Annotated in this window: 24 protein-coding genes and 7 pseudogenes; 14 read left to right on the top strand and 17 right to left on the bottom strand. The window is 68.5% G+C overall.

All coding sequences use genetic code 11. From position 1 onward, the window contains the following. Window positions 1–222, top strand: a pseudogene (locus FCI23_RS25110) (RNA polymerase sigma factor); the annotation flags it as partial. Between the two features lie 662 nt (window positions 223–884). Here the strand turns inward: FCI23_RS25110 and FCI23_RS25105 are convergent. Then, window positions 885–1,295 (bottom strand): hypothetical protein, encoded by a 411-nt coding sequence (locus tag FCI23_RS25105; protein WP_136726187.1) that lies wholly within the window; start codon window positions 1,293–1,295, stop codon window positions 885–887. A 155-nt stretch (window positions 1,296–1,450) separates the two neighbouring features. Here FCI23_RS25105 and FCI23_RS25100 point away from each other — a divergent pair, with 155 nt between their 5' ends. After that, a complete protein-coding gene (locus tag FCI23_RS25100) occupies window positions 1,451–1,624 on the top strand; it encodes a CsbD family protein (RefSeq protein ID WP_136726186.1) in 174 nt (57 codons plus the stop codon). Window positions 1,625–1,814: 190 nt separating this feature from the next. Further along, entirely contained in the window at window positions 1,815–2,186 is a 372-nt protein-coding gene (locus FCI23_RS25095) for a DUF6479 family protein (RefSeq protein WP_136726185.1), read from the top strand. A gap of 100 nt (window positions 2,187–2,286) precedes the next feature. Here the strand turns inward: FCI23_RS25095 and FCI23_RS25090 are convergent, their stop codons facing one another. Continuing rightward, entirely contained in the window at window positions 2,287–2,973 is a 687-nt protein-coding gene (locus FCI23_RS25090) for an HAD family hydrolase (protein WP_407646021.1), read from the bottom strand. Window positions 2,974–3,247: 274 nt separating this feature from the next. On the opposite strand from FCI23_RS25090, the pseudogene FCI23_RS25085 reads away from it, so the two are divergent. Both FCI23_RS25085 and FCI23_RS25080 read left to right on the top strand, forming a co-directional pair. Continuing rightward, a pseudogene (locus FCI23_RS25085) lies at window positions 3,248–3,868 on the top strand (transposase); the annotation flags it as partial. A gap of 676 nt (window positions 3,869–4,544) precedes the next feature. Further along, window positions 4,545–4,955, top strand: coding sequence for a hypothetical protein (locus FCI23_RS25080; RefSeq protein WP_136726184.1), 411 nt, complete (start codon window positions 4,545–4,547; stop codon window positions 4,953–4,955). A 313-nt stretch (window positions 4,956–5,268) separates the two neighbouring features. Here the strand turns inward: FCI23_RS25080 and FCI23_RS64615 are convergent. The 8 genes and pseudogenes from FCI23_RS64615 to FCI23_RS25055 all read right to left on the bottom strand — a co-directional run. Then, window positions 5,269–5,391, bottom strand: a pseudogene (locus FCI23_RS64615) (IS630 family transposase); the annotation flags it as partial. Between the two features lie 604 nt (window positions 5,392–5,995). Continuing rightward, window positions 5,996–6,157, bottom strand: coding sequence for a hypothetical protein (locus FCI23_RS56655; RefSeq protein WP_169316933.1), 162 nt, complete (start codon window positions 6,155–6,157; stop codon window positions 5,996–5,998). A 7-nt stretch (window positions 6,158–6,164) separates the two neighbouring features. Further along, on the bottom strand, window positions 6,165–7,568 hold the full coding sequence (locus FCI23_RS25070) for a helicase-related protein (RefSeq protein ID WP_169316932.1): 1,404 nt from the start codon (window positions 7,566–7,568) through the stop codon (window positions 6,165–6,167). 323 nt (window positions 7,569–7,891) lie between these two features. Continuing rightward, entirely contained in the window at window positions 7,892–8,266 is a 375-nt protein-coding gene (locus FCI23_RS62435) for a DEAD/DEAH box helicase (RefSeq protein WP_407646025.1), read from the bottom strand. Then, a pseudogene (locus FCI23_RS63880) lies at window positions 8,202–8,372 on the bottom strand (DEAD/DEAH box helicase); the annotation flags it as partial. The gene FCI23_RS62435 and the pseudogene FCI23_RS63880, both read right to left, overlap by 65 nt. A gap of 9 nt (window positions 8,373–8,381) precedes the next feature. After that, window positions 8,382–9,347 carry a pirin family protein gene (locus FCI23_RS25060; protein ID WP_136726181.1) on the bottom strand — a complete coding sequence of 322 codons (966 nt, stop codon included), beginning with the start codon at window positions 9,345–9,347 and terminating at the stop codon, window positions 8,382–8,384. 123 nt (window positions 9,348–9,470) lie between these two features. Next, window positions 9,471–9,644 (bottom strand): hypothetical protein, encoded by a 174-nt coding sequence (locus FCI23_RS56645; protein ID WP_169316930.1) that lies wholly within the window; start codon window positions 9,642–9,644, stop codon window positions 9,471–9,473. A gap of 130 nt (window positions 9,645–9,774) precedes the next feature. Beyond that, window positions 9,775–11,133 (bottom strand): NAD(P)/FAD-dependent oxidoreductase, encoded by a 1,359-nt coding sequence (locus tag FCI23_RS25055; RefSeq protein WP_136726180.1) that lies wholly within the window; start codon window positions 11,131–11,133, stop codon window positions 9,775–9,777. A 211-nt stretch (window positions 11,134–11,344) separates the two neighbouring features. On the opposite strand from FCI23_RS25055, the pseudogene FCI23_RS63875 reads away from it, so the two are divergent. From FCI23_RS63875 to FCI23_RS25035, 5 genes and pseudogenes are all read left to right on the top strand, one after another. Continuing rightward, a pseudogene (locus FCI23_RS63875) lies at window positions 11,345–11,755 on the top strand (ASCH domain-containing protein); the annotation flags it as partial. A gap of 9 nt (window positions 11,756–11,764) precedes the next feature. After that, window positions 11,765–12,286: an NUDIX hydrolase gene (locus FCI23_RS63870; RefSeq protein WP_246143966.1), complete on the top strand. Its 522-nt coding sequence runs from the start codon at window positions 11,765–11,767 to the stop codon at window positions 12,284–12,286. Beyond that, complete coding sequence (locus FCI23_RS25045) at window positions 12,287–12,691, top strand: YidH family protein (protein WP_136726178.1); 405 nt, start codon at window positions 12,287–12,289, stop codon at window positions 12,689–12,691. Then, a complete protein-coding gene (locus FCI23_RS25040; protein WP_136726177.1) occupies window positions 12,691–13,002 on the top strand; it encodes a DUF202 domain-containing protein in 312 nt (103 codons plus the stop codon). The genes FCI23_RS25045 and FCI23_RS25040 overlap by 1 nt, the downstream gene beginning before the upstream one ends. Window positions 13,003–13,071: 69 nt before the next feature. Next, a complete protein-coding gene (locus FCI23_RS25035; protein WP_136726176.1) occupies window positions 13,072–13,518 on the top strand; it encodes a MarR family winged helix-turn-helix transcriptional regulator in 447 nt (148 codons plus the stop codon). 274 nt (window positions 13,519–13,792) lie between these two features. Here the strand turns inward: FCI23_RS25035 and FCI23_RS25030 are convergent. The 4 genes and pseudogenes from FCI23_RS25030 to FCI23_RS25015 all read right to left on the bottom strand — a co-directional run. After that, window positions 13,793–14,191: pseudogene (locus FCI23_RS25030) on the bottom strand (cob(I)yrinic acid a,c-diamide adenosyltransferase); the annotation flags it as partial. A gap of 35 nt (window positions 14,192–14,226) precedes the next feature. Beyond that, entirely contained in the window at window positions 14,227–15,135 is a 909-nt protein-coding gene (locus tag FCI23_RS25025) for a phosphotransferase family protein (protein ID WP_169316929.1), read from the bottom strand. Further along, the gene (locus tag FCI23_RS25020) at window positions 15,128–16,372 is read right to left on the bottom strand and encodes an MFS transporter (protein WP_136726173.1); all 1,245 of its coding nucleotides are present in this window, start codon (window positions 16,370–16,372) and stop codon (window positions 15,128–15,130) included. Before FCI23_RS25020 ends, FCI23_RS25025 begins: the two co-directional genes overlap by 8 nt. Continuing rightward, window positions 16,369–16,773, bottom strand: a complete 405-nt coding sequence (locus FCI23_RS25015; protein WP_136726172.1) for a lantibiotic dehydratase — start codon at window positions 16,771–16,773, stop codon at window positions 16,369–16,371. The genes FCI23_RS25020 and FCI23_RS25015 overlap by 4 nt, the downstream gene beginning before the upstream one ends. Window positions 16,774–17,413: 640 nt before the next feature. On the opposite strand from FCI23_RS25015, the pseudogene FCI23_RS63865 reads away from it, so the two are divergent. Together FCI23_RS63865 and FCI23_RS60035 are read left to right on the top strand one after the other, a co-directional pair. Next, a pseudogene (locus FCI23_RS63865) lies at window positions 17,414–17,671 on the top strand (recombinase family protein); the annotation flags it as partial. A gap of 152 nt (window positions 17,672–17,823) precedes the next feature. Continuing rightward, a complete protein-coding gene (locus FCI23_RS60035; protein WP_246143957.1) occupies window positions 17,824–18,096 on the top strand; it encodes a recombinase family protein in 273 nt (90 codons plus the stop codon). Between the two features lie 193 nt (window positions 18,097–18,289). Here FCI23_RS60035 and FCI23_RS25005 read toward each other — a convergent pair whose 3' ends face one another. The 3 genes from FCI23_RS25005 to FCI23_RS24995 form a co-directional block, all read right to left on the bottom strand. Further along, window positions 18,290–19,069: a class I SAM-dependent methyltransferase gene (locus FCI23_RS25005; protein WP_246143955.1), complete on the bottom strand. Its 780-nt coding sequence runs from the start codon at window positions 19,067–19,069 to the stop codon at window positions 18,290–18,292. Window positions 19,070–19,250: 181 nt separating this feature from the next. After that, window positions 19,251–20,120 (bottom strand): site-specific integrase, encoded by an 870-nt coding sequence (locus FCI23_RS25000; protein WP_136726171.1) that lies wholly within the window; start codon window positions 20,118–20,120, stop codon window positions 19,251–19,253. A gap of 433 nt (window positions 20,121–20,553) precedes the next feature. Beyond that, window positions 20,554–21,270, bottom strand: a complete 717-nt coding sequence (locus FCI23_RS24995) for a FadR/GntR family transcriptional regulator (protein WP_136726170.1) — start codon at window positions 21,268–21,270, stop codon at window positions 20,554–20,556. Between the two features lie 113 nt (window positions 21,271–21,383). Between FCI23_RS24995 and FCI23_RS24990 the strand changes: the two genes are divergently transcribed. Continuing rightward, complete coding sequence (locus FCI23_RS24990) at window positions 21,384–21,890, top strand: gluconokinase (protein WP_136726169.1); 507 nt, start codon at window positions 21,384–21,386, stop codon at window positions 21,888–21,890. Window positions 21,891–21,924: 34 nt separating this feature from the next. Further along, window positions 21,925–23,331: a GntP family permease gene (locus FCI23_RS24985; RefSeq protein ID WP_136726168.1), complete on the top strand. Its 1,407-nt coding sequence runs from the start codon at window positions 21,925–21,927 to the stop codon at window positions 23,329–23,331. Window positions 23,332–23,368 lie beyond the last annotated feature (37 nt).

Below are 23,368 nucleotides of genomic sequence, written 5' to 3'. Positions count from 1 at the left end.
GCGCTGGCTGAGGTGGACGGGCCTCAGGTCGGCCTCGATGTCGTCGACAGCCTGCAAGGCGACCTCGACAGGTACCACCTGTTCCATGCCACCCGCGCCGACCTGCTCTGCCGCCTCGATCGCAGTCGAGAGGCCGCCGAGGCGTACGACGCCGCGCTCGCCGTGACCACCAACGCCGCCGAGCGCGGCTTCCTCGAGAACCGAAGGCGCTCGGTCCGCTGACGGCGTGCTCGACCGCAGGTGGCCGCAGGTGGATCCGCAGCGTGTTCAAGGTCGACGGCGGAACGGTGCAGCGTCGTGGAAACTGAAGAACGGGGGCCATCCGCCCACCGCACGGGAACGAGACCGCCCCTCAGCTTGACGGCCGGCTCGCGAGCCGACTCTTCCAACCCGGCGCAACACTGCCGGCCAACTAAAGCGCTCAGAATGGCCAAGTGAAGCGCTCAGTCACAGCCGCCGGAGCAAGGACCCGCAATCCGGGCAGTAGTGGTACGAACTGGAGGTCACCCTGATCGCCCGGTTCTCCCCGGCCCGCGGATCGTCCGGCCCGAGCCGTTCGCGGTGACCTTCCAGGGTCCTTACCCGATCGTGCAGCCCATCGCGGGGGAGCAGTACGCCGAGCTCTCGGCGGCCGAGGACGACAGTGGAGCCACGGGCTGGCCGGGTGCAGAGGCATCGCCAAGCCAGTGCCGGACCGGATCAGACCATCCACCGGGCTGACTGTTGGATCGAAGGTGACCGGGACCAGGAGGTGACCTCCTCCGAGGCCGCGGAGCTGGTGGCCACCGGTGAGGCCGTCCGCTGTGACGCCTGCTGTCGACGGAAACCAGCCACCTCACGCCGCGCCGGCAGCCCGTTCACCCTGTAGCCCGGGGCGCGGCGGCTTACTCCGCCGGGGGCAGCTCCACCCGAATCCCGCCACGGGGACCGACCTTCCCAACCAAGCCCCAGGACTCCACCAGCTCCCGCACGGCGTCGTTGCCTCCGGCCTCCATAGCCTTCAGCAGCGCCAGCCGACGCCCCTGCAAGCGCTCCGGTGGTGCCTCCTCCGGGTCGCCCACCACCTCCGCGTACCAAGCCTCAGGCGTGACCCGGATGTTCTCGCCCGGCTTCTTCCGCCCCCTCTCACCTCTCTTCGCCCTCGACCGGGCCGGGGGCAGCGCGCACCACCCCTCACACTCTTCGCGCCCCGGGTGGATGAAGTACCAAGCATCCGGGAAGTGGGCCGCCTTCAACTCCCCCGGGCAGCCGTCGTGAAGGCACTCGTAACGGCCGTCCGTGTGGTGAAAGGTCACCGGCCCCGGACACGCCACACGTGTTCTGGCTTCAAGTCCCCATACACCAGCACCATCCGCGCGGGCGGCAGGACGGCCGTACGGAGCCGGTGGCGCATAGGGCTGTGGCGCCGGGGCAGGTGTAGCTTCGCAGGATTGAGCGAGAGGAGACGGAAATGGCTTCCGCGAAGAAGGCCAAGCACACTGGCGAGACGATGAAGGGCAAGGCCAAGGAAACGGCGGGAAAGGCGACCGGAAATGAGCGCCTCGTCGCGGAGGGAAAGGCCGAGCAAATCAAGGGAGACGCGAAGCAGGCGGGACGCAAGGCCAAGGACGCGTTCGACCATTAAGAGCGCCTCGGCCGGGGTGTGTCCATAAGGTCCGCTCCCTGTCCGGCCATTGTTCCCCTATAAGGCCCGCCCGTGACGACGATCACGGGCGGGCCTTATTGTGTGACGGCGTTGTGCGATGGCGGTTCGTCACCAGCGTGGAAGAGGGCACGAATGGTGTCGTCGTGGGCGGCAGGGGTAGGCGGCCGTCATGGACATTACGTATGCGAGTACGAATGACGGCCAGACCCTCGCCGGGACCGTCGCCGGGGTCTGGCCGGTCGTGACGGGGATCGTGGTCGTCGGGGTGCTGATCGGTGCCGTCTATTACGGCATCCAGCGCCGGGCACGGGAGCACGCGCCGCCGGCCGGGCCGCAGCCGCGTGCCGGCGCCTGGCACACCCGTGAGGAGCTCGACTCCGGTTCGCCCGCCGGCCATGGCCCGGGTCACCAGGACGAAGGGCCGCATGTGCGGCGGGAGTCCGGCCGCCGTGAGCCGGAGGAGGTGCCGCGGGACGGCCGTCGCCGCAAGCCCCAGGAGATCCGGGACTACGGCAGCCGCCCGGCAGGCCCCGCCGAGTGACAACGGCTTCCGCGACCGGATGACCGGAGGCACCAGGTATGGCCCGGAACCGGACTCCCGTCCGGGTAACCCGCCGCGGGCGGGCAGGAACAAGGCCTGGCTACCCGCCCACGGACTCCAGCAGGCTGTCGTCGATACGCGCCAAGAGATCCGCCGGTCCCTCGTACACCGCGGCCGCGCCCGCCTCGAGCAGTTCCGCGGCCGAGATGCCGCCCGTGAGCACCCCCAGGCACCGCACCCCGGCCCGGCGGGACGCGTACACGTCCCAGACCGTGTCGCCGATGAAGACAGCCCGGTCCGCCGGGACCGCGGCGCGCTTCAGCGCCGTTTCCACTAGATCCGGGGCCGGCTTGCTCGCCTTGACATCGTCCGCGCTGGTGACCGCCGTAATCGCGTCGTCAGCCCCCAGCGACTGGCGCATCGCCTCCAGCTCCTTACTCTTCGCTGAACTGGCCAGTACGACCTTCCAGCCCCGCGCGGCGCACCCCCGCAGCAGGTCGGCGGCGCCTTCGAGCGGGGGCAGGCGGGGAGAGTACTGGGCATAGAGCACCAGGTGAGCCGTTGAGATCGCCTCGTCCTCGTCCTGGTCGCGGTCCTTGCCGAGCAGATGTTCCAGGAGGTGGTCGGCTCCCATGCCGATGGCCCGGTGGATCGAGGCCATGCTCACCGTGTGTTTCATCTGACGGAAGGCCTCCCACCAGGCCACGGTGTGCAGGTAGTTGGTGTCCATCAAGGTGCCGTCCACGTCGAACAGGACAGCGCTCGCGTTCCGGCTCTCCATACCCATAAGCCGTACCGTAATCGGCCGCGCGCCGCACCGCCCGCTGGAAACCGACCCGCGGCCCGCTCCACCGGAGAATGACGCCCGGCGACGGCACGCGCCGTGTCGCACGCTGTGCGCTGGGCGGCCTGTCTGCTGATCAACCCGGCCCTGGCGGCTGCCACCGTGACCGCCCTAGCCACGACCGAACACACGACTGGATCGGCCATTGGCTTCGAACGCCTCATCCACCCAGGTGAAAAGACCGGCGAGCCGTGCCGCTACTCCGGTATCCGGAACCGCGGGTGGAAGCACCGCGGCGGCGCTCGGGGCCTACATCGTCTACGAGGACGAGGCCAGGTTCGCGATGACGCCGCCGCATGCCCGCACCTGGGGCCGGCGCGGACGCACTCCCGTGGTGCGGGTCCGTGGCCGGTCCCGGCGTCGGATCTCGATCGCCGCGCTGGCCTGCTACAAGCCCGGCGAGAGGTCCCGGCTTATCTACCGTCCGCGCTTCCACCTGCCCTGGAAGGGCGCCCGCAAGAGCTTCGCCTTGACCGACTACCGCGACCTCGCCGTCCGCGCTCACCTGCAGCTCGGCGCCCCCATCGTTCTGGTCTGGGACAATCTGAACACTCACCGGGCAGCTGGAATGCGCCAGTACGCCGCCGACCACGACTGGCTCTCCATCTTCCAGCTCCCCAGCTACGCACCCGATCTCAACCCGGTGGAAGGGATCTGGTCGTTACTTCGGCGCGGAGCCCTGGCCAACGTCGCCTTCACCGACCCCGACCACCTCACCCGCACCCCGCGCCGGGCACTGAGCCAGATCCAGCACCGCCCCGACCTCATCGACGGCTGCCTGACAGAGACCGGACTGACCATCACCCCAAACCTGATACGAAAAGCTCAGTACCCGTGAACCGGCCGCCCGTGAGGGCATGACGGCCGCACACAAGACACAGGGGCCGGCCGGCTCAGGGAGCGCATCCCGTCAGTCGGCCTCTCACCCATGTCGCGGGCGCGCCCCGGCCAGACCCTGTCAGGCCCTGTCAGGCCATCGCATGCGGGACGACCAGAAGGGCGCACTTCCCGCGGGCTGCCGACTCCGAGCGCTCCACCGTTCGGGTGACGTGACGTCAATATGCTTGTCAACGACGTGGTGCAAATGGGTTACTGTACGCATCCGAACAGGTGGGCCGCCCCTCCCTCCACGGGAGAGTGGCAGCTGGCCCACCGTCGGCCCCAGGGACGGCGTTCCAGGCCGGGGTTCGGCTGCCGTCCTGACCGTTTTCCTGAGCGCCCGCAGAGGCAGCGGTTTCGGGCCGGCGTGTTCCCTCACCACTGTTTCGATCGGCCTGAGCGGGAGGGCCGTCCGCGTTCTCGGCGACAGAGCGCTGGCCCCTTCCCAGGCCCATGGCCGATGTGGCCACGTCGGCTGATCGGGCTCCCGGGCGGCTGTGAACCGCCGACTCCAGGCCCCGGCAAGAAAATCCACGGCAGCGCCCACTGATCGCTGACGAGCGTCGGTGAAGCACGGGCCGCCGAGGACACACCGTTCCTACGCACATCCAGTCCGTCTGAGCAGGAGGCACATCATGCCTTTCATCCAGCAGAGCACATCGGGCCCAGTGGCAGGCTCCGCCGAGTACTTCGCCCCCATCACGGTCACCGGCGGGCAAACCGCCACACTGCTGCCCGGTGAAACCGCAGACGTCACCCTCACCTTCACCAACCCGAACAGCAATGTAAGGGCCCAACTGACCTCCATTGCCGCCGGCGATGTCGTTGTCGACACCGTTGCGAACGCCGACGACATGACGTACTGCCACGATCAGATCGAACTGTCCACAGCCGGCGTGGGCCCCCTGCCCACGCTTGACCTCAGCCAGGCCAACCTGCCATTCGTGCTGGCTGCCGCTGTGACGTTGAAGGAAGACTCCGACATCCGCTGTCAAGGGATGACGTTTCACACCACGTGGACGGTCCAGTCCCAGGCCGTCCGCTGAGCGCGGTCCTCATCACCTACGCCATCGAATGAGCCGCGCGATGGACTGCGTCCCGGCGTAACCGAAGGTCTGGCGCACGGCGTCACTCCCAGTAACCAGCGACAGACCTGTTGATCGTCCTCACGAGATACGTGCCTGAGGCCGGTTCAACCGCCGCCGAAAGGGGTGCGGGAGGCCCCCACAGACGCCACCGGCAGGGACCAGCCGTGGTCCGCAGCGCGCTGCTGGAGACCGCCGTCGCGCTGCGCGGGCGGCTGCGTTCACGGCACCAGATCGCCGCCGCGCTCATGTCGGAAGTCGCTTTCGCCGACGGTTCCACCGACCGCTCGCTCACCCGTAAGTCCTTCGCGATCACCGAGGTCTTCTCACCCCGCGCGAACCGCTCGCCGGCCTCCCGCCGGACACCCTCACGAAAGGCCCGCCGCTCAGCGGTCAGGCCCCCTCAGTGCCGACGCTTTCGCTGCAGAGTTCCTCACCCCGACGGAGAGCATCCATCCCCTGCTCCCCGGCCGCATCGACTTCGCCCGGCTCGGCGGCCTCTCCCGCACATGGGGCGTCTCGGTTCATTCCCTGGTCTACCGGTGCCGCGAACTGGGGCTGATCTCCGACGCCACGGCGAGCCGGGCCTACCAGAGGCTGCGGGCATTGCAGGGACAGCCAGGATTCAGTCCGGAGCCGATCAGCGGATACTCAGGGGAGCAACCGGTACTTCTGGGTCAGGCGTTCAAGCTTGCAGCCCGTGAAGTCGGTCTGACCGTATCGGTCCTTGCCCGGGAGCTCGCCCTCACACCCGCACGGGTCGAGAACTACTCGGTATGCCCGACACCTGGCCCGTCCTCCGCCTCGTATAAACTGCGGTACAACCACGTCACACCAAGCACAGTAGGGGCCTCGGCGACCGCCGCGGCCCCTCGTGCTTCTCAGAGTGCCCGCACGGTCGCAGGAATGCCGCAAGCCAGCCTCCCCGAAAAGCTTATGACGACAGCCACGATCCGGGCTTCCCCAGAACAGCAGGGAGGTACAAGAACCTGCTGAAGGAGTCACCTCAGTTCGCGGACCCGGTACATCGCGCGGAAGAGTTCTCGCTCCCGCTCATCCTCCATAGCTTCCAGGATCCACTCCGGTGTTTGTGCGAGGTGGCGACCTGCGAGCCGAAGCAGCTCTTCGTCGTTCATCGAGTCTGCCGAGGGAGTGAGAGGCATGCGCCGCTCAAGCAGGTGCGCGACGACCCGAGGCCGGACCCCTGCTCTCATCCACGCGATGGCACCCGGACTGCCGGCCCCCCATCTGATAGCGAATGGCAATAGACCTAGTGGTGACGATCGCTCCCAGTGCTCCGGCCAGCACGCTTAGCCGGAACCCGAACCCTCGGTCGGTCAGGCCGATGATCTTTGGCAGGGGCATGTTTTGACCACGCCCGCCAGTCCTCTCCGCCTGCGGTCCCAGGGCATGGCGCGCCACGGACAGCAGGTCTTCCCCACGGATCCACGCGAGCAGCGTGGTCTCCAAAGCCTGGCGCCCGCTGGCCGCTTCGCCCGGCTCGGAAGACCAGAGCCCTTCAACCGCGGTGCACCGGTAGTCGCTTGTCAGCGGGAGCAGGCTCTCGACCGTCTCTGGTGGTGCTTCTCCAAGAGCGTCCACGAGAACGTCGACCCAATCCTCCACCGTGTCGGGGGCTCCGTACTCGCCCAGGTCAGCGAAGAGCCATCGGTAGAGATACGAGGTCTCCGGGAGCCCGAGTCCAGCCCGATGGGCGGCCAGGCTCACCCAGTCCGGTACTTGTTCACGGGCAAGAAACGCCGAGCCGGTGGCTTCGAGGGCATCGGCGATCGCCTCGACCTGGCTCGCGGCTCCGGCCCTGTGGACCGCCCAGGTCCGTCGCACCACACCCGACGCGTCGCCACTCCCCGCTGCGAAGGAGAGAAAGGAGAAGGCGGATTGTTCTTCGCCCGCCAGGGTGCCGACTTCCAGGTTTCCGCCGAGAACCTTTTCGATGAGACTGTCGAGTCTGCTGCTGATGTCGTTCGCGGCGTCCTCCTGGATCAGGAAGGATGCGTCAGCTCCTCTTGCCACGTTTCTGCCGTTGACGTCAGCTGCCACCTGGGTGGCTCGCCCCGGTACGACCACGGCGACCGACCGGGCAGACGTGTAGGCGCGTCCGGCTCTTCCGATCGCGTTCAGCAGCTGGGTACGTGAGCGGCGCTCGCGCTCAGCAGGTGAGGCGTCCTGGTCGAATCCCACCTGTGTCCCGCCGATCACCACCGCAGTCGCCGGCAGGTTCAGACCCTGCGAGAGCGTGCCGGTCGCGAAAAGCACTCGTACCCGGTCTCGGTCGAACGCAACTTCGCTGGCACGCTGCTCCTCGCGCAGGAGGGCGCCGGTATGCACTCCCACCCCCTTCTCCAGGGCGACCCTCAGCTCGGACGCGATGCCGAGCTCGGCGCCCGCCAGGTTCAGCAGTGCCTCAATGTCCTCATCGCCGCCGGCCGGTACCCAGCTTTCGGATCCAGGCAGCTTGACTGCCTGGGTGAAACTGTGGTGCCGGTTCTGGGGAAGGAAAGCGAGTACACGATGGCCGTTCTCCGCCATCGACGTCACGATGGCCGAGGTCATCGGGAGGCATACACCTGTCGCAGCCACTCCATCCGTTCGGTGAAGCTCTCTGGGAGCGAGCATCGGAGTCCGGACCACCGCGTAGTCCCAGGGCTGGTTGGATGCCCAGGCTCCCTGAAGTCCGACCAGCAGCGAAATGGGCGCATCGTACGCGAGCCTCTTCCGACTGGCCGGAAGCGCGGCCAGGCGTTGCCTGGCGAGAGCCCGAGCGGCTTCATCGCCCGCCCGGTCGAATCCCGCGATGGCTCGCAGTGTCCTCGTGGGACGCCAGGGGTGGCTGATGGGAATGGCCTCGGCACCGGTCACTGCGGTGAGCCACTCCGCTAGTCCTCGGCGTTGGCAACCAACGCCGACAGGAACAGCACCCTGACATGGGGAGCCCTATGCAACACTTCGGCTATGACCAACTCGGTGAGAGCCCCACGTCCGTTCGGCTCCTCGATAAGGTGAGCTTCGTCGAGGACGCACAGCTGGAGGTCCTCGAAGGCCGCAGGGTTCTGCCGCAAAGCCAACGAGCACTTCTCGGGTGTCATCACCAGCACTTGACAGGAATCGATGACGGCGAGGTCCTCGCTCTCCAGTACGGCGTACTCGGCGCCACCGAGGAAACCCTCGCACCTGTACTCCTGGCAGAGCCCCGAAAACCGATGACAATCGCCGGTCCAACTGGCCCACCAGGGCGTTGGTCGGTGCCAGATAGAGCACCCATCCGCGGTGGAGGGTCTGCGCGATGGCCAGTTCTGCCACTGCGGACTTGCCCGCCCCGGTGGGCACGCACACCACGGCATGAGCCTCCAGGCGCATAACCTCAGGTCAACGCACCCGTCCCCGCGGTTTCAGGGGCACCGGCGGGAGTTCGGGGGCGGGCAGTCGGCCTCCGTCGTAGCCGTGCACCTCACCGAAGCGGGACCCTTCCGACCAGTCCTTCCTGGCCTCTTCGATGTCCTGGTGGGACCGCCCGATGAAGTTCCACCACATCACGAGCTCCTCGGCGAACGGCTCGCCGCCGAGGAGCATCAGCCCGCTTCCGGTTTCCGCCCGCAGCGGCAGCTCATCACGGCCGCTGCCGAGGTAGAGCATCGAGCCGTGCTCCACCGGCACCCCGTCGACCTCGGTGGCGCCGGACATGGCCAGCACGGCGTACTCGAAGTCCGGCTCAAGCGGCAGCCTTACGTCGGTCCCCGCCGCCAGCGCCAGATCGGCGCCGACGATCGGCGTGTACGCCGTCCCGGGCGAGACGGCGCCGTCGAGTTCGCCGAGGATCACGGTGGCGGTGAGCCCCGGAGCGTTCACCACGGGAAGTTCGGCGTGATGCTCGAAGGCGGGCGCGGTGTGCCGGTCCCCGTCGGGCAGGGCCACCCAGAGCTGGGCCCCGTGCAGGGTCGGCGCGTGCTCGCGCGGCGACTCCTCCGAGTGCGAGATCGCCCGGCCCGAGGTCATCAGCCCCAGCTCGAACGGCCGGACCGTCTGCAGACTGCCGAGGCTGTCGCGGTGCAGCACCTCTCCGGCGTGCAGCCAGCTGACCGTCTGCAGACCCATGTGCGGGTGTGGCGCCACCTGCATGCCTGGCTCGTCGGCGATGTCATCCGGCCCGTAGTGGTCGACGAAACACCAGGCACCGACCATCCTCCGGCCCAGGTTCGGCAGCAGACGGCGGACGACCGTACTGTCGCCCAGCGGCACCAGCCGCCCGGTCAGCAGCTCATGTACCGGCTCGCCGGGGACGTCCCCGCGGCCTCCACACCTGGTGGGAATGGGCTTCGAATCGAGGTTGCTCATGGGGCATCATCCCTTCCGGCCTGCGGGAGGAAACTCTATTCGATGCCCCACAGCGGCATACGGCCCTCTCAGCGGCACTTGCGGGAGGGCCCGATGCGGAGAAAACGCGTTGCGCTCGCTGGGTCAGACCGTGGTGTGGATCCCATGGACCATGTCCCAGGCCTCGCCGACGTAGCGTTCGCGATCGCCGAGCGAGAGGCCCGGGTAGTAGCTCTTGAGGCCCTCAACGACCTGCTGCTCCGACTCATGGCAGTCGCGCAGCAAAAAAATCGCCTTACGGAGGATGTCGCTTTCCACGGGTAGTCGCTCCCTGCTCCCATCCGCCCAGTGCCGACGGGATGATTTCAGGTTACGTAGCGCCAATAGCGGCCCAGACCCTTGAAAGCGACTTATGACCGAAGCAGAGACGGCCTTTTACCAAGCGCGGTTACGCCACGGACCGTAGTGCCCGCGTGTGAGCACGGACCTGCTCAGGTGTCAGGTAGGAGTTGGTCATCTCGAAGGTCCGCAGCGTCGCGGGCCGGCCGGCCAGGAAGCCCGTACGGACGAAATCGTCCCCCGCGACGGCATTGAGGAACCACAGCGCGGAGACCCGGAAGCGGGCGGTGAGGGTGCGCATGGCGCCCAGGTGGTAGCCCCGGGCGACGATCTGGGCGGGGAGTCCGCTGAGGGGGATGCCGAGGGGCTTGGAGACGGCATCCGTGCCACCCAGGTCGACGACCAGACCGAGGTCCTTGTGACGGTACGGACGCAGCGGCCCGCCGCGGAGGGCGGCGGTGACGTTCTCGGCCGCGACCCGGCCCTGCCGCATGCTGTGCTGGGCAGTCGGCGGGCAGATGGCGTCGCCGCCCTTGGCCAGGTCGGGTACGGCCGCGGCGTCGCCGAGTGCGAAGACCCCGTCGAGCCCGGGGACCGCCATCTCGGCGTCGACGACAAGGCGGCCACGTACCGTGTCGGTGCCGAGCGTGCCGACCAGCGGGCTGGCGACGACTCCGGCGGTCCAGATCAGGGTGCGGCAGGGCAGCTCGCGGCCGTCGGTGAAGGTGACCGTTTCCTCGGTGACTTTGGCGACCGAGGTCTTCAGGGACACCTCCACCCCCCGTCCACGCAGGATCTCCAGGGCCTTCAGGCCCAGCTTGTCACCCAGCTCCGGCATGAGCTTCGGCGCGACGTCGATCAGATGCCACTTGATGAGCCCCGGGTCGAGGCGCGGGTAGCGCTCGACAGCGGCGGTGGTGAGCCGCTGCAGGCAGGCGGCGGTCTCCGTACCGGCGTAGCCGCCGCCGACCACGACGAACTGCAGCCGCGAGGCCCGCTCGGCCTCGTCCGTGCTGGCGGCGGCAAGGTCGAGCTGCGCTATGACGTGGTCGCGGATGAAGGCGGCCTCGGCGAGGGTCTTCATGCCTCGGCCGTACTCGATCAGTCCCGGGATGTCGAAGGTGCGAGTGACGCTTCCGGGAGCGAGGACGAGATAGTCGTACCGCTCCGCGATCACCTCCTCGTTTATCTTCCTGATGACGACGGCCTTCGCCTCGGCGTCCACGCCGATGGCCCCGCCGGGGATCACCACGGTGCGGTGCAGGACCCTGCGCAACGGGACCGCGACGGCCTGCGGATTGAGAACGCCCGAGGCGACATGTGGCAGCAGCGGCAGGTAAAGCTGGTAGCTGAACGGGGCCACGAGGGCGATCTCCGCCTCGTCCGGGGAGAGCCGGCGCTCCAGCCGGTGCACGCATTCCAGGCCGGCGAATCCGCCGCCCACCACCAGGATTTTGGGTCGCTTCATAGCTCGCCTCCTGTACGGGTACTTTTCCGGCCCACGCTCGCACATCCACTCCGGGGCCGCGATCGGACCACTACCCCGAGCGGCGGCACCGTACCGCCTTCAACGTGCGAAACATGAGCCGCCGCCATGCGGCTCGACCGGCACGGCGCCCATAGCCGCGTTGTCGCGTTCCCGTTGTCGTGACATGCCTGGCGTCGCATAAGTTGGGCGCATGTCTGCGTACGACGATCTCCTCAAAGCTCTCCCCAGGGCCGAATTCGCGTTCCCAGGACCCGTACGCGACGAGCTCGTCGCCGCGGTCCTGTCCGGGGCGAAGACCTCCACTACCGGCTTGTACGAGGACTACGCACGCTCCGGCGACCCGCTGCCCGTCGTCGGACAGCGGTCCGCCGTCATCGACTCCGGCGGCCGGCCGGTCGCGGTGGTCGAGACCACGGAGGTGCGGGTCGTACCGCTGGCCGAGATCGACCTCGCGCACGCCATTGACGAGGGCGAGGGGTACGAGACGGTGGCGCACTGGCGTGCCACCCATGAGCGGTTCTGGGGCGGCGAAGCGATGCGGGAGGCGCTGGGGGAACCCGGGATCGCCATCACGGACGACACGCTGGTCGTCGCCGAGCGGTTCCGTCTCGTGCCGCCCTCCACGGACGAACTGCTCGACATCGTGGACGAGCACGACCGGGTGATCGGCCAGGCGAGGCGCGGCGAGGCGACCGCGCGCGGCCTGCGGCACCGGTGCGTGTTCATCCTCGTACGCGACAGTGAGGGCCGGATCTTCGTGCACCGGCGTACCCCCGTCAAGCTGGTGTTCCCATCGCTGTACGACATGTTCGTCGGCGGAGTCGTCGGGGCGGGCGAGACATACGACGACGCGGCGCTGCGGGAGGCGGAGGAGGAGCTGGGGGTGTCGGGACTGCCACAGCCCGCTCCCCTGTTCTCGTTCCTCTACGAGGGCTCGGGGAAGGCCGCCGGGCACACCTGGTGGTCCAGGGTCTATGAGGTCCGCTGCGAGCTCCCGGTGTCACCGCAGGCGGAGGAGGTGGCCTGGCACGCCTTCCTGACCGACGACGAACTTGCGGCCCGGCTACCGGAGTGGGACTGGGTACCGGACGGCCTCGAAGCCTTCCGTCGGCTAACGGAACGGCGGCCCTGAATGACCGGCTTCGTACGAGCGGCTGCCGCGGGGATCCGGCTGTGGTTCACGCCCGAGCGGGTGCGCGAGGAGGGCCCGACGCCCGACTACCGCTTCTCGCTGGCGAACGAGCGGACTTTCCTGGCATGGCTGCGTACCGCGATGGCGCTGGTGGGCGGCGGTTTCGCGGTGGACCAGTTCCTGCCGCATCTGCACCGCCCGGTACGGGTGGCGCTCGCGCTGGTGCTACTGGCTGGCGGGGTGATGTGCGCCCTGCGGGCGGTCAACCAGTGGGTACGGTGCGAGCTGGCCATGCGGCGGGGCGAGGATCTGCCGCTTTCCCGCTTCCCGGCGGCGCTGGCGCTGCTGGTGGCCGGGGTCGCGGTGGGCATGGTGCTCATCGTCGTCGCCGGACGGGCGGGCTGATGCAGCGGGCGGCGCGTGACCCCGGGCTCCAGCCGGAGCGGACACGGCTGGCCTGGCAGCGTACGGTCCTCTCCTGCGCGGTCGCAGGAGTGCTGGCCGGGCGGCTGGCGCTGCGCCACGGTCTGTCGCCGCTCTCGGACACAGCCCTGGCACTGTGTGCGTTGGCGTGGCTGACCTTCCTGGCAGCTGCTCAGCGGCGGGCGAGAGCGCTGGCTACGGAGCCGCCGCCCGCGCTCAGCACACGGACGGCCGTCCTGGCGGCCGGATGCACGGTCGCGCTGGCGGTGTTCGGGACCTTGGTGCTGTTCTGACCGGGCTCGATAGTTAAGGTAGTCAAGTTAATACTTGAGCAGCTCAAGTATTTTCGGTACGCTTCAACCATGAGCACCTCCACACCGACGCCGCCGAGCGCGCCCGCCAAGATCGAGCTCCTTGAGCTGGTTGCGGCCATTGGCACCGCCATGTGGCAGGACTTCGCCGCCGCCGCTGCCCGCCACGGCCTCACCTCCATGCAGGCCAAGGTCCTTTCCCAGCTCCGCAGCGGCCCGGCCCCGATGCGCGTCCTCGCCGAACGGCTGGTCTGCGACGCCTCCAACATCACCGGCATCGTCGACCGCCTCGAAGCCCACGGCTTCGTCCAGCGCGAGGTGAGCCCCACCGACCGCCGAGTGAAGAACGTCATCGCCACCGACGCCGGCAACGAGACGATTCGCCGTGTCCGCGAGGAGATGCAGGCCACCCACGGCGCGCTCGACACCCTCGACGAGCCGGAGCGCGCCACGCTTTACGCTCTGCTGGAGCGGCTCCGCCCGGCGATGGAGCCGTAGCCCTCACGGGGTTGCTGTTTTTGTCCTCAAACGCCGGACGGGCTGGATTTTGGTGCCCTGCGCCGTGGGGGTGCGCTTGTTCGGTGGTTGGGTCGGTGGCGCCTCCGGGGTGACTCTCTCCCCCAGCCTTCGGCCTGGAGGTGCACCCAGGAGGTGCCCCCACGACTGTGTGCCAGGACCCGGCGATCTATGCGCCATCGCCGGCGGCACTTGGGCGACACAGTCTGCTGGGACACCCCTACCTCCCAGCGGTAGCTGGGGGAGGAACCGGCCGGGCCTGGTGGAGGAAAGCGGCGCCGGGCGTTCCGCCGGGGAGAATGAAGCCGCGCAGTTTTTCAAGACCCTCGTTGAACCAGTCGCACTGCTCTTCCAGGAACTCTATGTACGAGTCCTCCACACGAAGCGAGGCTGCTGTGTCGCGCCCAGGTTCCGACAGGGGCGTACAGAGGTCCGCGCCTACGTCGAACAAGTCGTTCTGGATCCGCACCAGAAGAGTGGCGATCTCGTCCGAGAGATCCCCTGCCGCGATGGCCACGCCGATCGAGGAGTTCGCCTCGTCCACGTCGGCGTAGGCCGCAAGCCTCTTGTCCAGCTTGCTCGTTCTGCTCATGTCACCAAGAGCAGTCGTGCCGTCGTCTCCCGTCTTCGTGTAGATACGGGTGAGGTTCACCATGACGTACTCCAAGAGGTTCGAAGTGAAATGAACTGCTACGCGTGACGTGCGATCACCCTGAGCGCGATTTCTCGTGCGTGGTCGGCTGCCGCCGGTCCACGGCTCGGGTCGGGCGCCTCAGAGAGGAAGACGAGAGCCAGCATCAGTGCGGCGTCCAGTCGGCACACCAACAGGCACGGATCGCTGTCGGGCGGAACCGTTGCCGTCCTCGCGTATCCGCTGCGGATCGCTTCCACATCGAGCTCGTTCTCCGTATACCGGGCGTACTCGACCAGGCGCCCGAACTCCACCGGGGGAGACCCGAGCAAGGCGTTCGACCAGTCCAGCAGGGCAACGGTCTGCCCCTGCTGTCGTCGGATGTTGTCGCTGCGGACGTCGAGGTGCAGGAGGCTGTCCTCGGTCAGGCTGGTGAGATGTCCGGCGACGAGGGACGCGTCCGGCGGTTCGGGCCAGTCGTTGACTAGGTGGCCGATCTCGGCCCAACGGCGCCCGATACGTGCGGTGATCGCGCTCGCCGTGGGCCCTCCCTCCGACGCGACGGGCGTCAGGCGCGGCGGCGGCGCCTGATGAAGCCGCGCGAGGAGCTGCCCGAGTCCCAAGGAGTCGAGACTCGATCCGTCGTCGGGGACATAAGCAGACAGCAGTACGTCGGGGGACGCCGGCTCGTCCGCCAGGACGAGTTCCTTCGCCTGAGCGACGGGCAGACCGTGGGCGGCCAGATGCCTCGCGATCTCGTACTCCTGCAGGAGCAAGGCCCGGGTGTCCACATGGGGGTCATTGGCGTTCGAGTCGAACCGCCGGTGCGCGAGACGCACCGCGACGGGCTGCCCGTCGCGCCCCTGCGCCCGGTAGACGGAGAATTCCAGACCCTTGCCAACCAGTTCCAGGCCGTTCAGGCCCCACCGCTCGGCCAGGCTGTCCAATTCGGTGATTCGCTCACTCATCATGTGCACCTTCGGGGTTCTTGCGGTCGTCGGTGATCCTGCTGTCCTTCAGCAGGGTGAAGGCGACAGGCAGGCACATCGCCAGTGTGACCGCGCCGCCGGCCGCAAAGGCCGTCTGCGGTCCCGCCAACGTGCTCAGCCAGCCGAAGAGCAGTGCGCCGAGGGGCATCGTCCCCCAGGCAAACAATCGGTACACGCCGGTTGCCCGGCCGAGGAGGCGATCCGGGATGAGTCCCTGTCGCAGGGAGACGGCCACGACGTTCCAGACCATCAGGCCAAACCCGGCGGCGCAGTAGGCGACGGTGACCACGTACACGCTGTCGGTTGCCGCTACCGCCAGGCCCGCGAGACCCATGAGGGCAAGGTTTCCGATCAGGGTGGGGACCCGGCCCATCGCTCTGGTCATACGGCTCGCGGCCACGCTGCCGACCACGCCTCCGGCGGCTCCGGCGGCCAGCAGCGCTCCATATGCGGCGTCCGGGAGCCCCAGCACATCGCGCACCAAGATGACGAAGACGGCGATCTGTCCGAGGTACACGGCGTTGATGACGCCCGCGGAGACGGTCAGGGCGCGCAGCAAAGGGTCACGCAGCACGTAGACCAAGCCTTCGCGGATGTCGGTCAGGAGCCGCGGCCTGACGGTGGACCGCTCGGGCTGCGGCCCGCGAACGCCGGTCAGCGGCACTGCAGAGGTCAGAAAGGAGAGCGCGTCGAGCAGGAGGGGAACCGCCCGGCCCACCGTGAACAGCACTCCGCCGAGCACATGTCCCAGCAGGTCGCGGCCCACCGTCTGGACCCCGAAGAGCCGACCGTTCGCCGCCTCCAGCTTCTCCTTGGGAACGATGCTCGGCAGCAGCGCGAAGGACGCGCAGTCGAACAGCACCTCCCCGACACCCAGCAGGAACGCCGCGGTCAGCAGGGACCAAAACGTCAGCCAGCCGCAGGCGAGCAGCATCACGGTGACGATCAGCGTCAGGGCGCGCAGCAAATCGGCGATGACCATCAGGCGGCGGCGCTCGAACCGGTCGGCGTAGGCCCCAGCCGGCAGGCCGAACAGCAGCCAGGGCACCGTCGTAGCCGCAGTGACTGCGGACACCTGGAACGCGTCGTGCAGCAGCGCGGCGGACAGCAGCGGAAGGGCGGCGAAACGCATGCCGTCGCCGACCGCCGACGCGCTCGCGGCACCGATCACACGGTGATAGCCGGAACTGAAGCGAAAGGTGGTGTGTGCGCTCACCTCGGGCCCCCCGGGGAGAACACGGCGCACCGCAGCTCGCTGGTGTAGCGATGGCCGTGCACGCTCAACCAGCGTTGGTCGGGCGTGGGCAGCATTTCGGAGATCTCCAGCGTGCCATCCCTCCGTGCGGCCAGCCGGCACAACTGGCGTACCAGGAGCGGAGCCTGCCAATCAACGTAGATCGGCTTCGGCTCACCGGGGACCTTGACGAAGACGTGCCGAGGCAGGCCGAGTTCGGACCGCAGCCGACAGACGGCGACGAACTCCGCGGCCTCCTCCCCGCCCGTCTGTCCCACGGAGCCGCCGAAAACGGCCGCACCGCGCAGGCGGGCGGCAGGGACCCGCCAGGTCTCGCGTTGCAGGACGACACGGCCACAGCGGATACGGGGAATGTGCTCCAAGGTGGGGCGTCAAGTCCGGCCCCGCCGAAATGACGCGGGAAGGCGAACGGGGAGAGCGGGTCCTGGCGGATGCTCGGTCCGCCGGCAGGGGGCGCCATGAGACGCAGCCTGCCCACGACACCGTGGGCGCGCAGCTCCAGCCGCCCTTCACGCAGCACGACGTACAGCTGGGAGGGTTGCACTACGCGGTCGCGGGACTGCCCGGATCGGCCGTAGACCTCCAGGTCGTAGCAGGGGTAGACGAGTTGTGTCGACGACTTGTCCGGGTGGCCCCGTGACAGGTTGGCGAGGACCTCGCCGTCGTCGAGCAGGGACAGGTAGCCCTCGTAGACCTCGGGCAGCAGCTCCGGGGCGCGTTCCTGGATCAGGGGACCGAAGCTGGTGTGGGTGATGACCTCCCGGACGGCGTGGCAGTCCCCGATCACCGCGGTGAACCGGCCCTCGCGCAGGTCCTGGCGGCTCGTGGCAGCGAACAGCACGTCCGGATCAACCACCGCCGCGGGTGTACGGGGATGGGCGGCGAGGATAGCCTCCATTCGGTCCCGTTCCACGACGACCTCCGGCCGGTCTGGTGCCCCAGCTCCGCGCCGACCTCGAAGTCCGCACCCCCGCCGACCGCGGCCCCGGCCACGCGTGGGAGATGGGCCCGGCCATCGACGGCGCCGTGCCCAAGGCCGCCACGAAGCCCACGAGGGTGGGTTACGCCCGTTGCAGTACCGCCCAGCAAGAACTCCAGAGCCAGCTCGACGCCCTGGAGGAAGCCGGGTGTGATCCGGTCTTCTCGGAGAAGATCAGCACCCGGATCAAGGTCCGGCCGGAGTTCGTCAAGGCGATGGACTTCGCCCGCACCATCAAGACAGCCGTCCCCCGCCAGCGGGTGATCTTCACGGTGCACGAGATGAAGCGGCTCGGACGCGGCGCCGCCGAGCTCCTGGCCATCACCGAGGACCTGCGCACCACGACATCGAACGCGAACTCCTCACCGGCCCCCTCCAGGGGGTCTACGACCCCTCCGGTCACGGCGCCGCCCTGTTCGCGTTCTTCGCCGGCATGGCCGAGTCCGAGCGCGAGTACATCCGGGAAAAGTCCCTGGAAGGCCAGGCGTCCGCCCGCGAGCGCGGCCGTCACGGCGGGCGCCCCAAGGTCGTCGACGACAACATGGCCGACTACGCCCGCGCCCTGCGCGCCCAGGGCGTCCCCGTCCCGCAGATCGCCGGCAAGCTCGTCATCCCCTCGGGCAAGAACAAGGGCGAGCACCCCTCGGTCGCCACCGTCTACCGCCTCCTCGCCGAAGCCGACGCGGCCGACGACACCGACGAGTGAGCAGGGCGCCTTCGATCCGAAAGCTACTGGCGGGTTGCTTGTCACCTGGTTCGCCGCTCGTTAACGGCACGTCGGCCGTGAGTTCAGCGTGACTGAGGTGCTTTCACTGGGAACCCACGGCGTCTTCGGCACGCAAGCATGAAAGTGCGGCGGGTCCGTTGCCGCTGAATCGGCAGGTCCTTCACCACTGGGCTCACTCGGCGCGCTGTCCGACACGGAGGACGCTCAGGTAACGGCGTGATGCTCGGTCGCCCATCCGCGTGCGGATGCGCTCGGCGATTGCGTCAAGCAGGGGCTCACGGACGTCGCGGTCGAGTCTCCGGTACAGCGACAACGAGCGAAGGTGATCGGCAAAGCCGTCCCCGTTGAACCACTGAACGGTCGGGTACCAGCGCACGATCGTTGGGCCGAACAATCCGCCGGGATCTTCGACCAGTCCCCAACCCTCGTCGGTGGTGCGCACGTCGTCCTCCAGGGGCGGATGACCCGAGCCGGGGTTCCCGGGGCAGAATCGCTCGTGGAGATCGGCGGTCTCGGCGTACACCTCCGGCTCTCCCGGCCGGCGGACAACGACGTTGCCGAGCAGTGCCACCCAGCCTGCGGGATAGAGCACGTCGTGCGCTCGCTGCCAGCCAATTGACGGGTCGACCCAGTGCCACGACGACGCAGCCACGAGAACATCGAAGCGTCGACCGCGGTCGTCCCACTCCTCAAACATCGACGTCTCGACTTCGACGTTGCCGAAGGTGGCGATCCGCTGGCGAGCGAGTGCGGCCATTTCTGCGCCCGGCTCGATGGCGGTCACTGAGCATCCGAGCGTTGCCAGCGAGCGCGTCGCCTGACCGGTACCGCAGCCCACCTCCAGCACCGACGACCGTCCGTCCATGCCGGTGATGGAGCCAAGGTCCGCGAACAGCTCGTCGGGGTATCCCGGCCGGACCCGGTCGTAGAGCTCCGGCACCTCGTTGAACACTCGGCCGAGGTCGTGTCGGTTCGGGCGCATCTTCGGATCATCAGTCACGAACGCACAAGCTATGAGGCTCGTCGACGGGGACGCCACTGGTTTAAAAGCAGCTCCTCGACAGCAGCCGGGCCGGTCCGCTCTGTCTGCTCCGCCAGCATCGTTCGGTCGGGGATCCCCTTCCGGGCAGCCGTCAAGAGCGCCCGGTCTCCCTTCCGACCGCATCTCGGCAGACTCCCGTCTGGTCGTCGAGCAGGTTCTGGGCGATGGTCGCGTAGCGGCTCGCGGCGGTGTGGGACAGGTTGAAGACCAGGGCGAGGTGCAACGGGTCGGCGCCGACGGTCAGTGCTTCGTGCAGTACCCGGTCGCCGCGGATGCGTTCGAGGTAGACGCCCTGGTGCAGCAGGTGCCGCTTGAGGTATTCGGCACTGACAGGCCCGGTTCCCAGGGCCGTCTTCGCGTTGATCAATACGTGCCGGTTGGGAGTCTTCGGCCAGGTGATGCGACGCTGGGCGAGCCGGGCCAGCAGGGTCTGATGAGACAGTTCGCCAAGCCGTTGGGCGTGTCCGGCGATGGTGATCCGGCGGTTGGGCAGGTCGAGGTCGTCCAAGGTGAGGCGTCGGATGGCCGTAGCGCGGGCGGCGTGGACGGCGGCCAGGGCGACGATCAGCCGTTGCGCCGGGGTGGCGGCGATCCGCTGGACGGCGAGGACCTCGGCGTCGGTCATCGGCAGCAGGTTGCGCTGGATGTCCTCGGCCTTCAGGCGGGTGGTGGGGTTGGCGAAGATCAGGCCGCGCTTCTTGGCGAAGCGAAACAGTGAGCGTAGTGCGGCGATCGCGTTGCGCCGCTGCCATCCGCGCAGGGGTGACAGCACGGCCGTGACGTCGGTGACGGTGATCTCGCGCAGGTGACCACGGGTCGCCGCCCAGTTCTCCAGAAGGGGGCGAACGCAGCCGAAGTAGACGTAGAGGCAGGTGCGGGACCGTGGCTTGGCACGGCTGTCGCCGTCGAGCCTCACCGGCGCCCGGTACTCGCGCAGATCACGTACTACGGCCAGAGCCAAGCCACGCCTCCACGACTTCACCCAGGCTGAAGGAATCCCGACAGGGATGAGGGTTGCGCACTACGGACGAGGTTGGGTCAGAACGGCCGGCAGTCACCCGAACGAGGTAACAGGCCCAGGTCCAGGCACTCTCAGCCGTGCCAGGGAGCTACGGACGAACACGGAACTCGGGGACTATTGCTCACCCAACTCGGGGTAAGCCGCTCCACTCTGTACCGGGAACTGCGCAAGCACCGCGAAGGCGCCGCTGCCGAATCCGTCGGACAGGAAGGCTGACCAGCGCGCCAGGCCGCATCACTGCAGGTCAGCGATATTCGTTGTTTTCGCGGCGATTACTACGGGGACCCCTTTGAGGACAGAGCGGCACCCCCGGCAGAGGGAACGCAACCCGCGCCGGGGGTACCCGGCACCGCACCGGCCAGCCCGGCGAGGGCTACGCGAGGATGTCCAGTTCGCGGAGGGCGCCGACGCAGATCTCGCGCATGAGCCGCTCCGCGGCCCCCACATCGCGTGCGCGGACCGCTTCGGCGACGCGTACGTGCAGGGTGACGGCCTCGGGGTCCGGGGTGCTGAACATGACGTGGTGCTCGGTGCGGCCGGTGAGGACCTCGGCGACGACATCGCCGAGGCGGGCGAACATCTCGTTGCCCGAAGCCCGGAGTATCACGCGGTGGAAGGCGATGTCGTGCACCAGGTAGGCCCGCAGGTCCGAGGCGCGCCCGGCGGCCGCCATTTCCGCCGCCAATAGGGTGAGGTCGCGGCACTGCTCGGGCGTGGCGGCCACCGCGGCGAGCCCGGCCGCGGCCGGCTCGACGGCGGTACGGAGCATCGTGAGGGAGCGGAGCTGACGCGGCCGGTCCGCACCGGCGAGGCGCCAGCGGATGACGGCGGGGTCGAAGACGTTCCAGGCCTCGGTGGGGCGCACGGTGATGCCGACGCGGCGCCGGGTCTCGACGAGGTGCATGGCCTCCAGGACACGGACGGCCTCGCGGACGACCGTACGCGAGACACCGTAGCGCCGTTCGAGCTCGTCGATGCGGAGGACGGTGCCGGGCGGGTGGTCGCCGGAGGCGATGGCGGGGCCGAGTTCCGCCAGCACACGGGCGTGCAGTCCGCCGCTCTCTCCTTCCCTCGCCAGCTGGTTCGACATGGCAACAGCCTATGGTGCGACCAGCTCATGTGACATTTTGGTTTCGAACTCTTGAATAAGTACTACCTATGGCGTTTATTGGTCCCGTCGCATGGACGAGGAGGTACCAGCACATGGCAGATCCGCACGCTCCCCTGGTGGTCGTGATGGGGGTGTCCGGTTCGGGCAAGTCGACCGTCGGGGGGCTGCTCGCCGAACGGCTCGGCGTCCCGTACGCCGAGGCCGACGATTTCCATCCGCCGGCGAACATCGCGAAGATGGCGGCCGGTCACCCGCTGGATGACACCGACCGCGCGCCCTGGCTGGACGCGATCACTGACTGGATCACGGACCGGCACGGTGAGGGCGGGGTCGTCAGCTGCTCTGCGCTCAGGCGCCGCTACCGGGACCGGCTCCGAGCGGCGGCGCCCGCCCTGTTCTTCGTACACCTGGACGGCTCCGAGGAACTGATCGCCGCGCGGCTGACCGCACGCATGAGCCACTTCATGCCACCGGGCCTGCTGCGCTCACAGTTCGACGCCCTGGAACCGCTGGGACCGGACGAGGCCGGAGCTGTCGTCGCCATCGACGGCGGCCCGCAGCAGCTCGCCGAGCGCGCGTACGCCGCACTCCCCCGCTGAACCCACCACACCCACTGCCCTACGGAGTACCAACGTGTCTGCACTCAGCGTGGAGCTGCTGGCAGCGGCCTCGGCCACCACAACGCCCCCGATCACCAGTGCGGGGGACGCTCAGCTCGCCATAGCGGCGCTGGCCGGCATCGCCGTCATCGTGCTGCTGATCACCCGCTGGAAGATACACGCCTTCCTCGCGCTCACCATCGGCTCGGGAGTGCTCGGCGCCGTCGCCGGGGCACCGCTGGCCAAGACGATCACAAGCTTCACGACCGGCCTGGGCTCAACTGTCGCCGGCGTTGGTGTCCTCATCGCACTCGGCGCGATACTCGGCAAGCTGCTCGCCGACTCCGGCGGCGCCGACCAGATCGTCGACACGGTGCTGGCCAGGACCAGCGAACGACGGCTGCCATGGGCGATGGCGCTGATCGCCGGGCTGATCGGCCTGCCGCTCTTCTTCGAGGTCGGCATCGTGCTGCTGATCCCGGTGGTGCTGCTGGTCGCGCGGCGCGGCAACTACTCCCTCATGCGGGTCGGCATCCCGGCGCTGGCCGGTCTGTCCGTGATGCACGGCCTCGTCCCGCCGCACCCCGGGCCGCTCGCCGCGATCGACTCCATCCATGCCGATCTCGGTACCACCCTGGCGCTGGGCGTGCTCGTCGCGCTGCCGACGCTGGCCATCGCCGGACCGCTCTTCGGGCGGGTCGCCGACCGCTGGGTCAAGGTCGCCCCGCCCGAGCACCTCACCCCGCCCCGCGCCTCGGACGACCTGGAACGGCGGCCCAGCTTCACCGCCACCATCTGCACGATGCTGCTGCCGGTGGTGCTGATGCTGGCCAAGGCGCTGGTGGATGTCACGGTGAACAACAAGAGCAGCCTGGTCTTCCGGATCTTCGACGTCATAGGCACACCGCTGATCGCGCTGCTCTCGGCGGTCGTCCTCGCCATGTTCACGCTCGGCCGGGCAGCTGGTTTCCCGAAGGAGCGGATCTCCACGACGGTGGAGAAGTCGCTGGGCCCGATCGCCGGCATCCTGCTGATCGTCGGCGCGGGCGGCGGCTTCAAACAGACCCTGATCGACGCCGGTGTCGGCCAGATGATCCTCAACTGGTCGGACGGCTGGCACATCTCACCGCTGCTCCTCGCCTGGCTGATCGCGGTCCTGATCCGGGTCTCCACCGGCTCCGCGACGGTCGCGACGATCTCCGCGGCCGGTCTGGTCGCCCCGCTGGCGGCCAACATGACCTCCACCCACACCGCGCTTCTCGTCCTGGCGGTCGGCGCCGGTTCGCTCTTCTTCTCACATGTCAACGACGCCGGGTTCTGGCTGGTCAAGGAATACTTCGGGATGGACGTCCCGCAGACCCTGAAGTCGTGGTCGGTGATGGAGACCGTGATCTCGGTGGTGGCGCTGGGCTTCGTGCTGCTGCTCTCATTGGTGCTGTAACGCAGGCACCCACGGTAGCGACGCGCCGAAGGCGAGT

Source organism: Actinacidiphila oryziradicis, from assembly GCF_005047355.1.
Classification (GTDB): domain Bacteria; phylum Actinomycetota; class Actinomycetes; order Streptomycetales; family Streptomycetaceae; genus Actinacidiphila; species Actinacidiphila oryziradicis.
The sequence above is the reverse complement of the archived record's forward strand: the minus strand, read 5'-3'. Positions and strand labels throughout refer to the sequence as shown.

Coding starts and splice junctions, on each gene's coding strand:
- FCI23_RS25100 (WP_136726186.1), top strand. CDS start 1,451: ATGGCTTCCGCGAAGAAGGCCAAGCACACTGGCGAGACGATGAAGGGC.
- FCI23_RS25095 (WP_136726185.1), top strand. CDS start 1,815: ATGGACATTACGTATGCGAGTACGAATGACGGCCAGACCCTCGCCGGG.
- FCI23_RS25090 (WP_407646021.1), bottom strand. CDS start 2,973: ATGGGTATGGAGAGCCGGAACGCGAGCGCTGTCCTGTTCGACGTGGAC.
- FCI23_RS25080 (WP_136726184.1), top strand. CDS start 4,545: ATGCCTTTCATCCAGCAGAGCACATCGGGCCCAGTGGCAGGCTCCGCC.
- FCI23_RS56655 (WP_169316933.1), bottom strand. CDS start 6,157: ATGCCTCTCACTCCCTCGGCAGACTCGATGAACGACGAAGAGCTGCTT.
- FCI23_RS25070 (WP_169316932.1), bottom strand. CDS start 7,568: ATGACCTCGGCCATCGTGACGTCGATGGCGGAGAACGGCCATCGTGTA.
- FCI23_RS25060 (WP_136726181.1), bottom strand. CDS start 9,347: ATGAGCAACCTCGATTCGAAGCCCATTCCCACCAGGTGTGGAGGCCGC.
- FCI23_RS25055 (WP_136726180.1), bottom strand. CDS start 11,133: ATGAAGCGACCCAAAATCCTGGTGGTGGGCGGCGGATTCGCCGGCCTG.
- FCI23_RS25045 (WP_136726178.1), top strand. CDS start 12,287: ATGACCGGCTTCGTACGAGCGGCTGCCGCGGGGATCCGGCTGTGGTTC.
- FCI23_RS25040 (WP_136726177.1), top strand. CDS start 12,691: ATGCAGCGGGCGGCGCGTGACCCCGGGCTCCAGCCGGAGCGGACACGG.
- FCI23_RS25035 (WP_136726176.1), top strand. CDS start 13,072: ATGAGCACCTCCACACCGACGCCGCCGAGCGCGCCCGCCAAGATCGAG.
- FCI23_RS25025 (WP_169316929.1), bottom strand. CDS start 15,135: ATGAGTGAGCGAATCACCGAATTGGACAGCCTGGCCGAGCGGTGGGGC.
- FCI23_RS60035 (WP_246143957.1), top strand. CDS start 17,824: ATGGCCGAGTCCGAGCGCGAGTACATCCGGGAAAAGTCCCTGGAAGGC.
- FCI23_RS24995 (WP_136726170.1), bottom strand. CDS start 21,270: ATGTCGAACCAGCTGGCGAGGGAAGGAGAGAGCGGCGGACTGCACGCC.
- FCI23_RS24990 (WP_136726169.1), top strand. CDS start 21,384: ATGGCAGATCCGCACGCTCCCCTGGTGGTCGTGATGGGGGTGTCCGGT.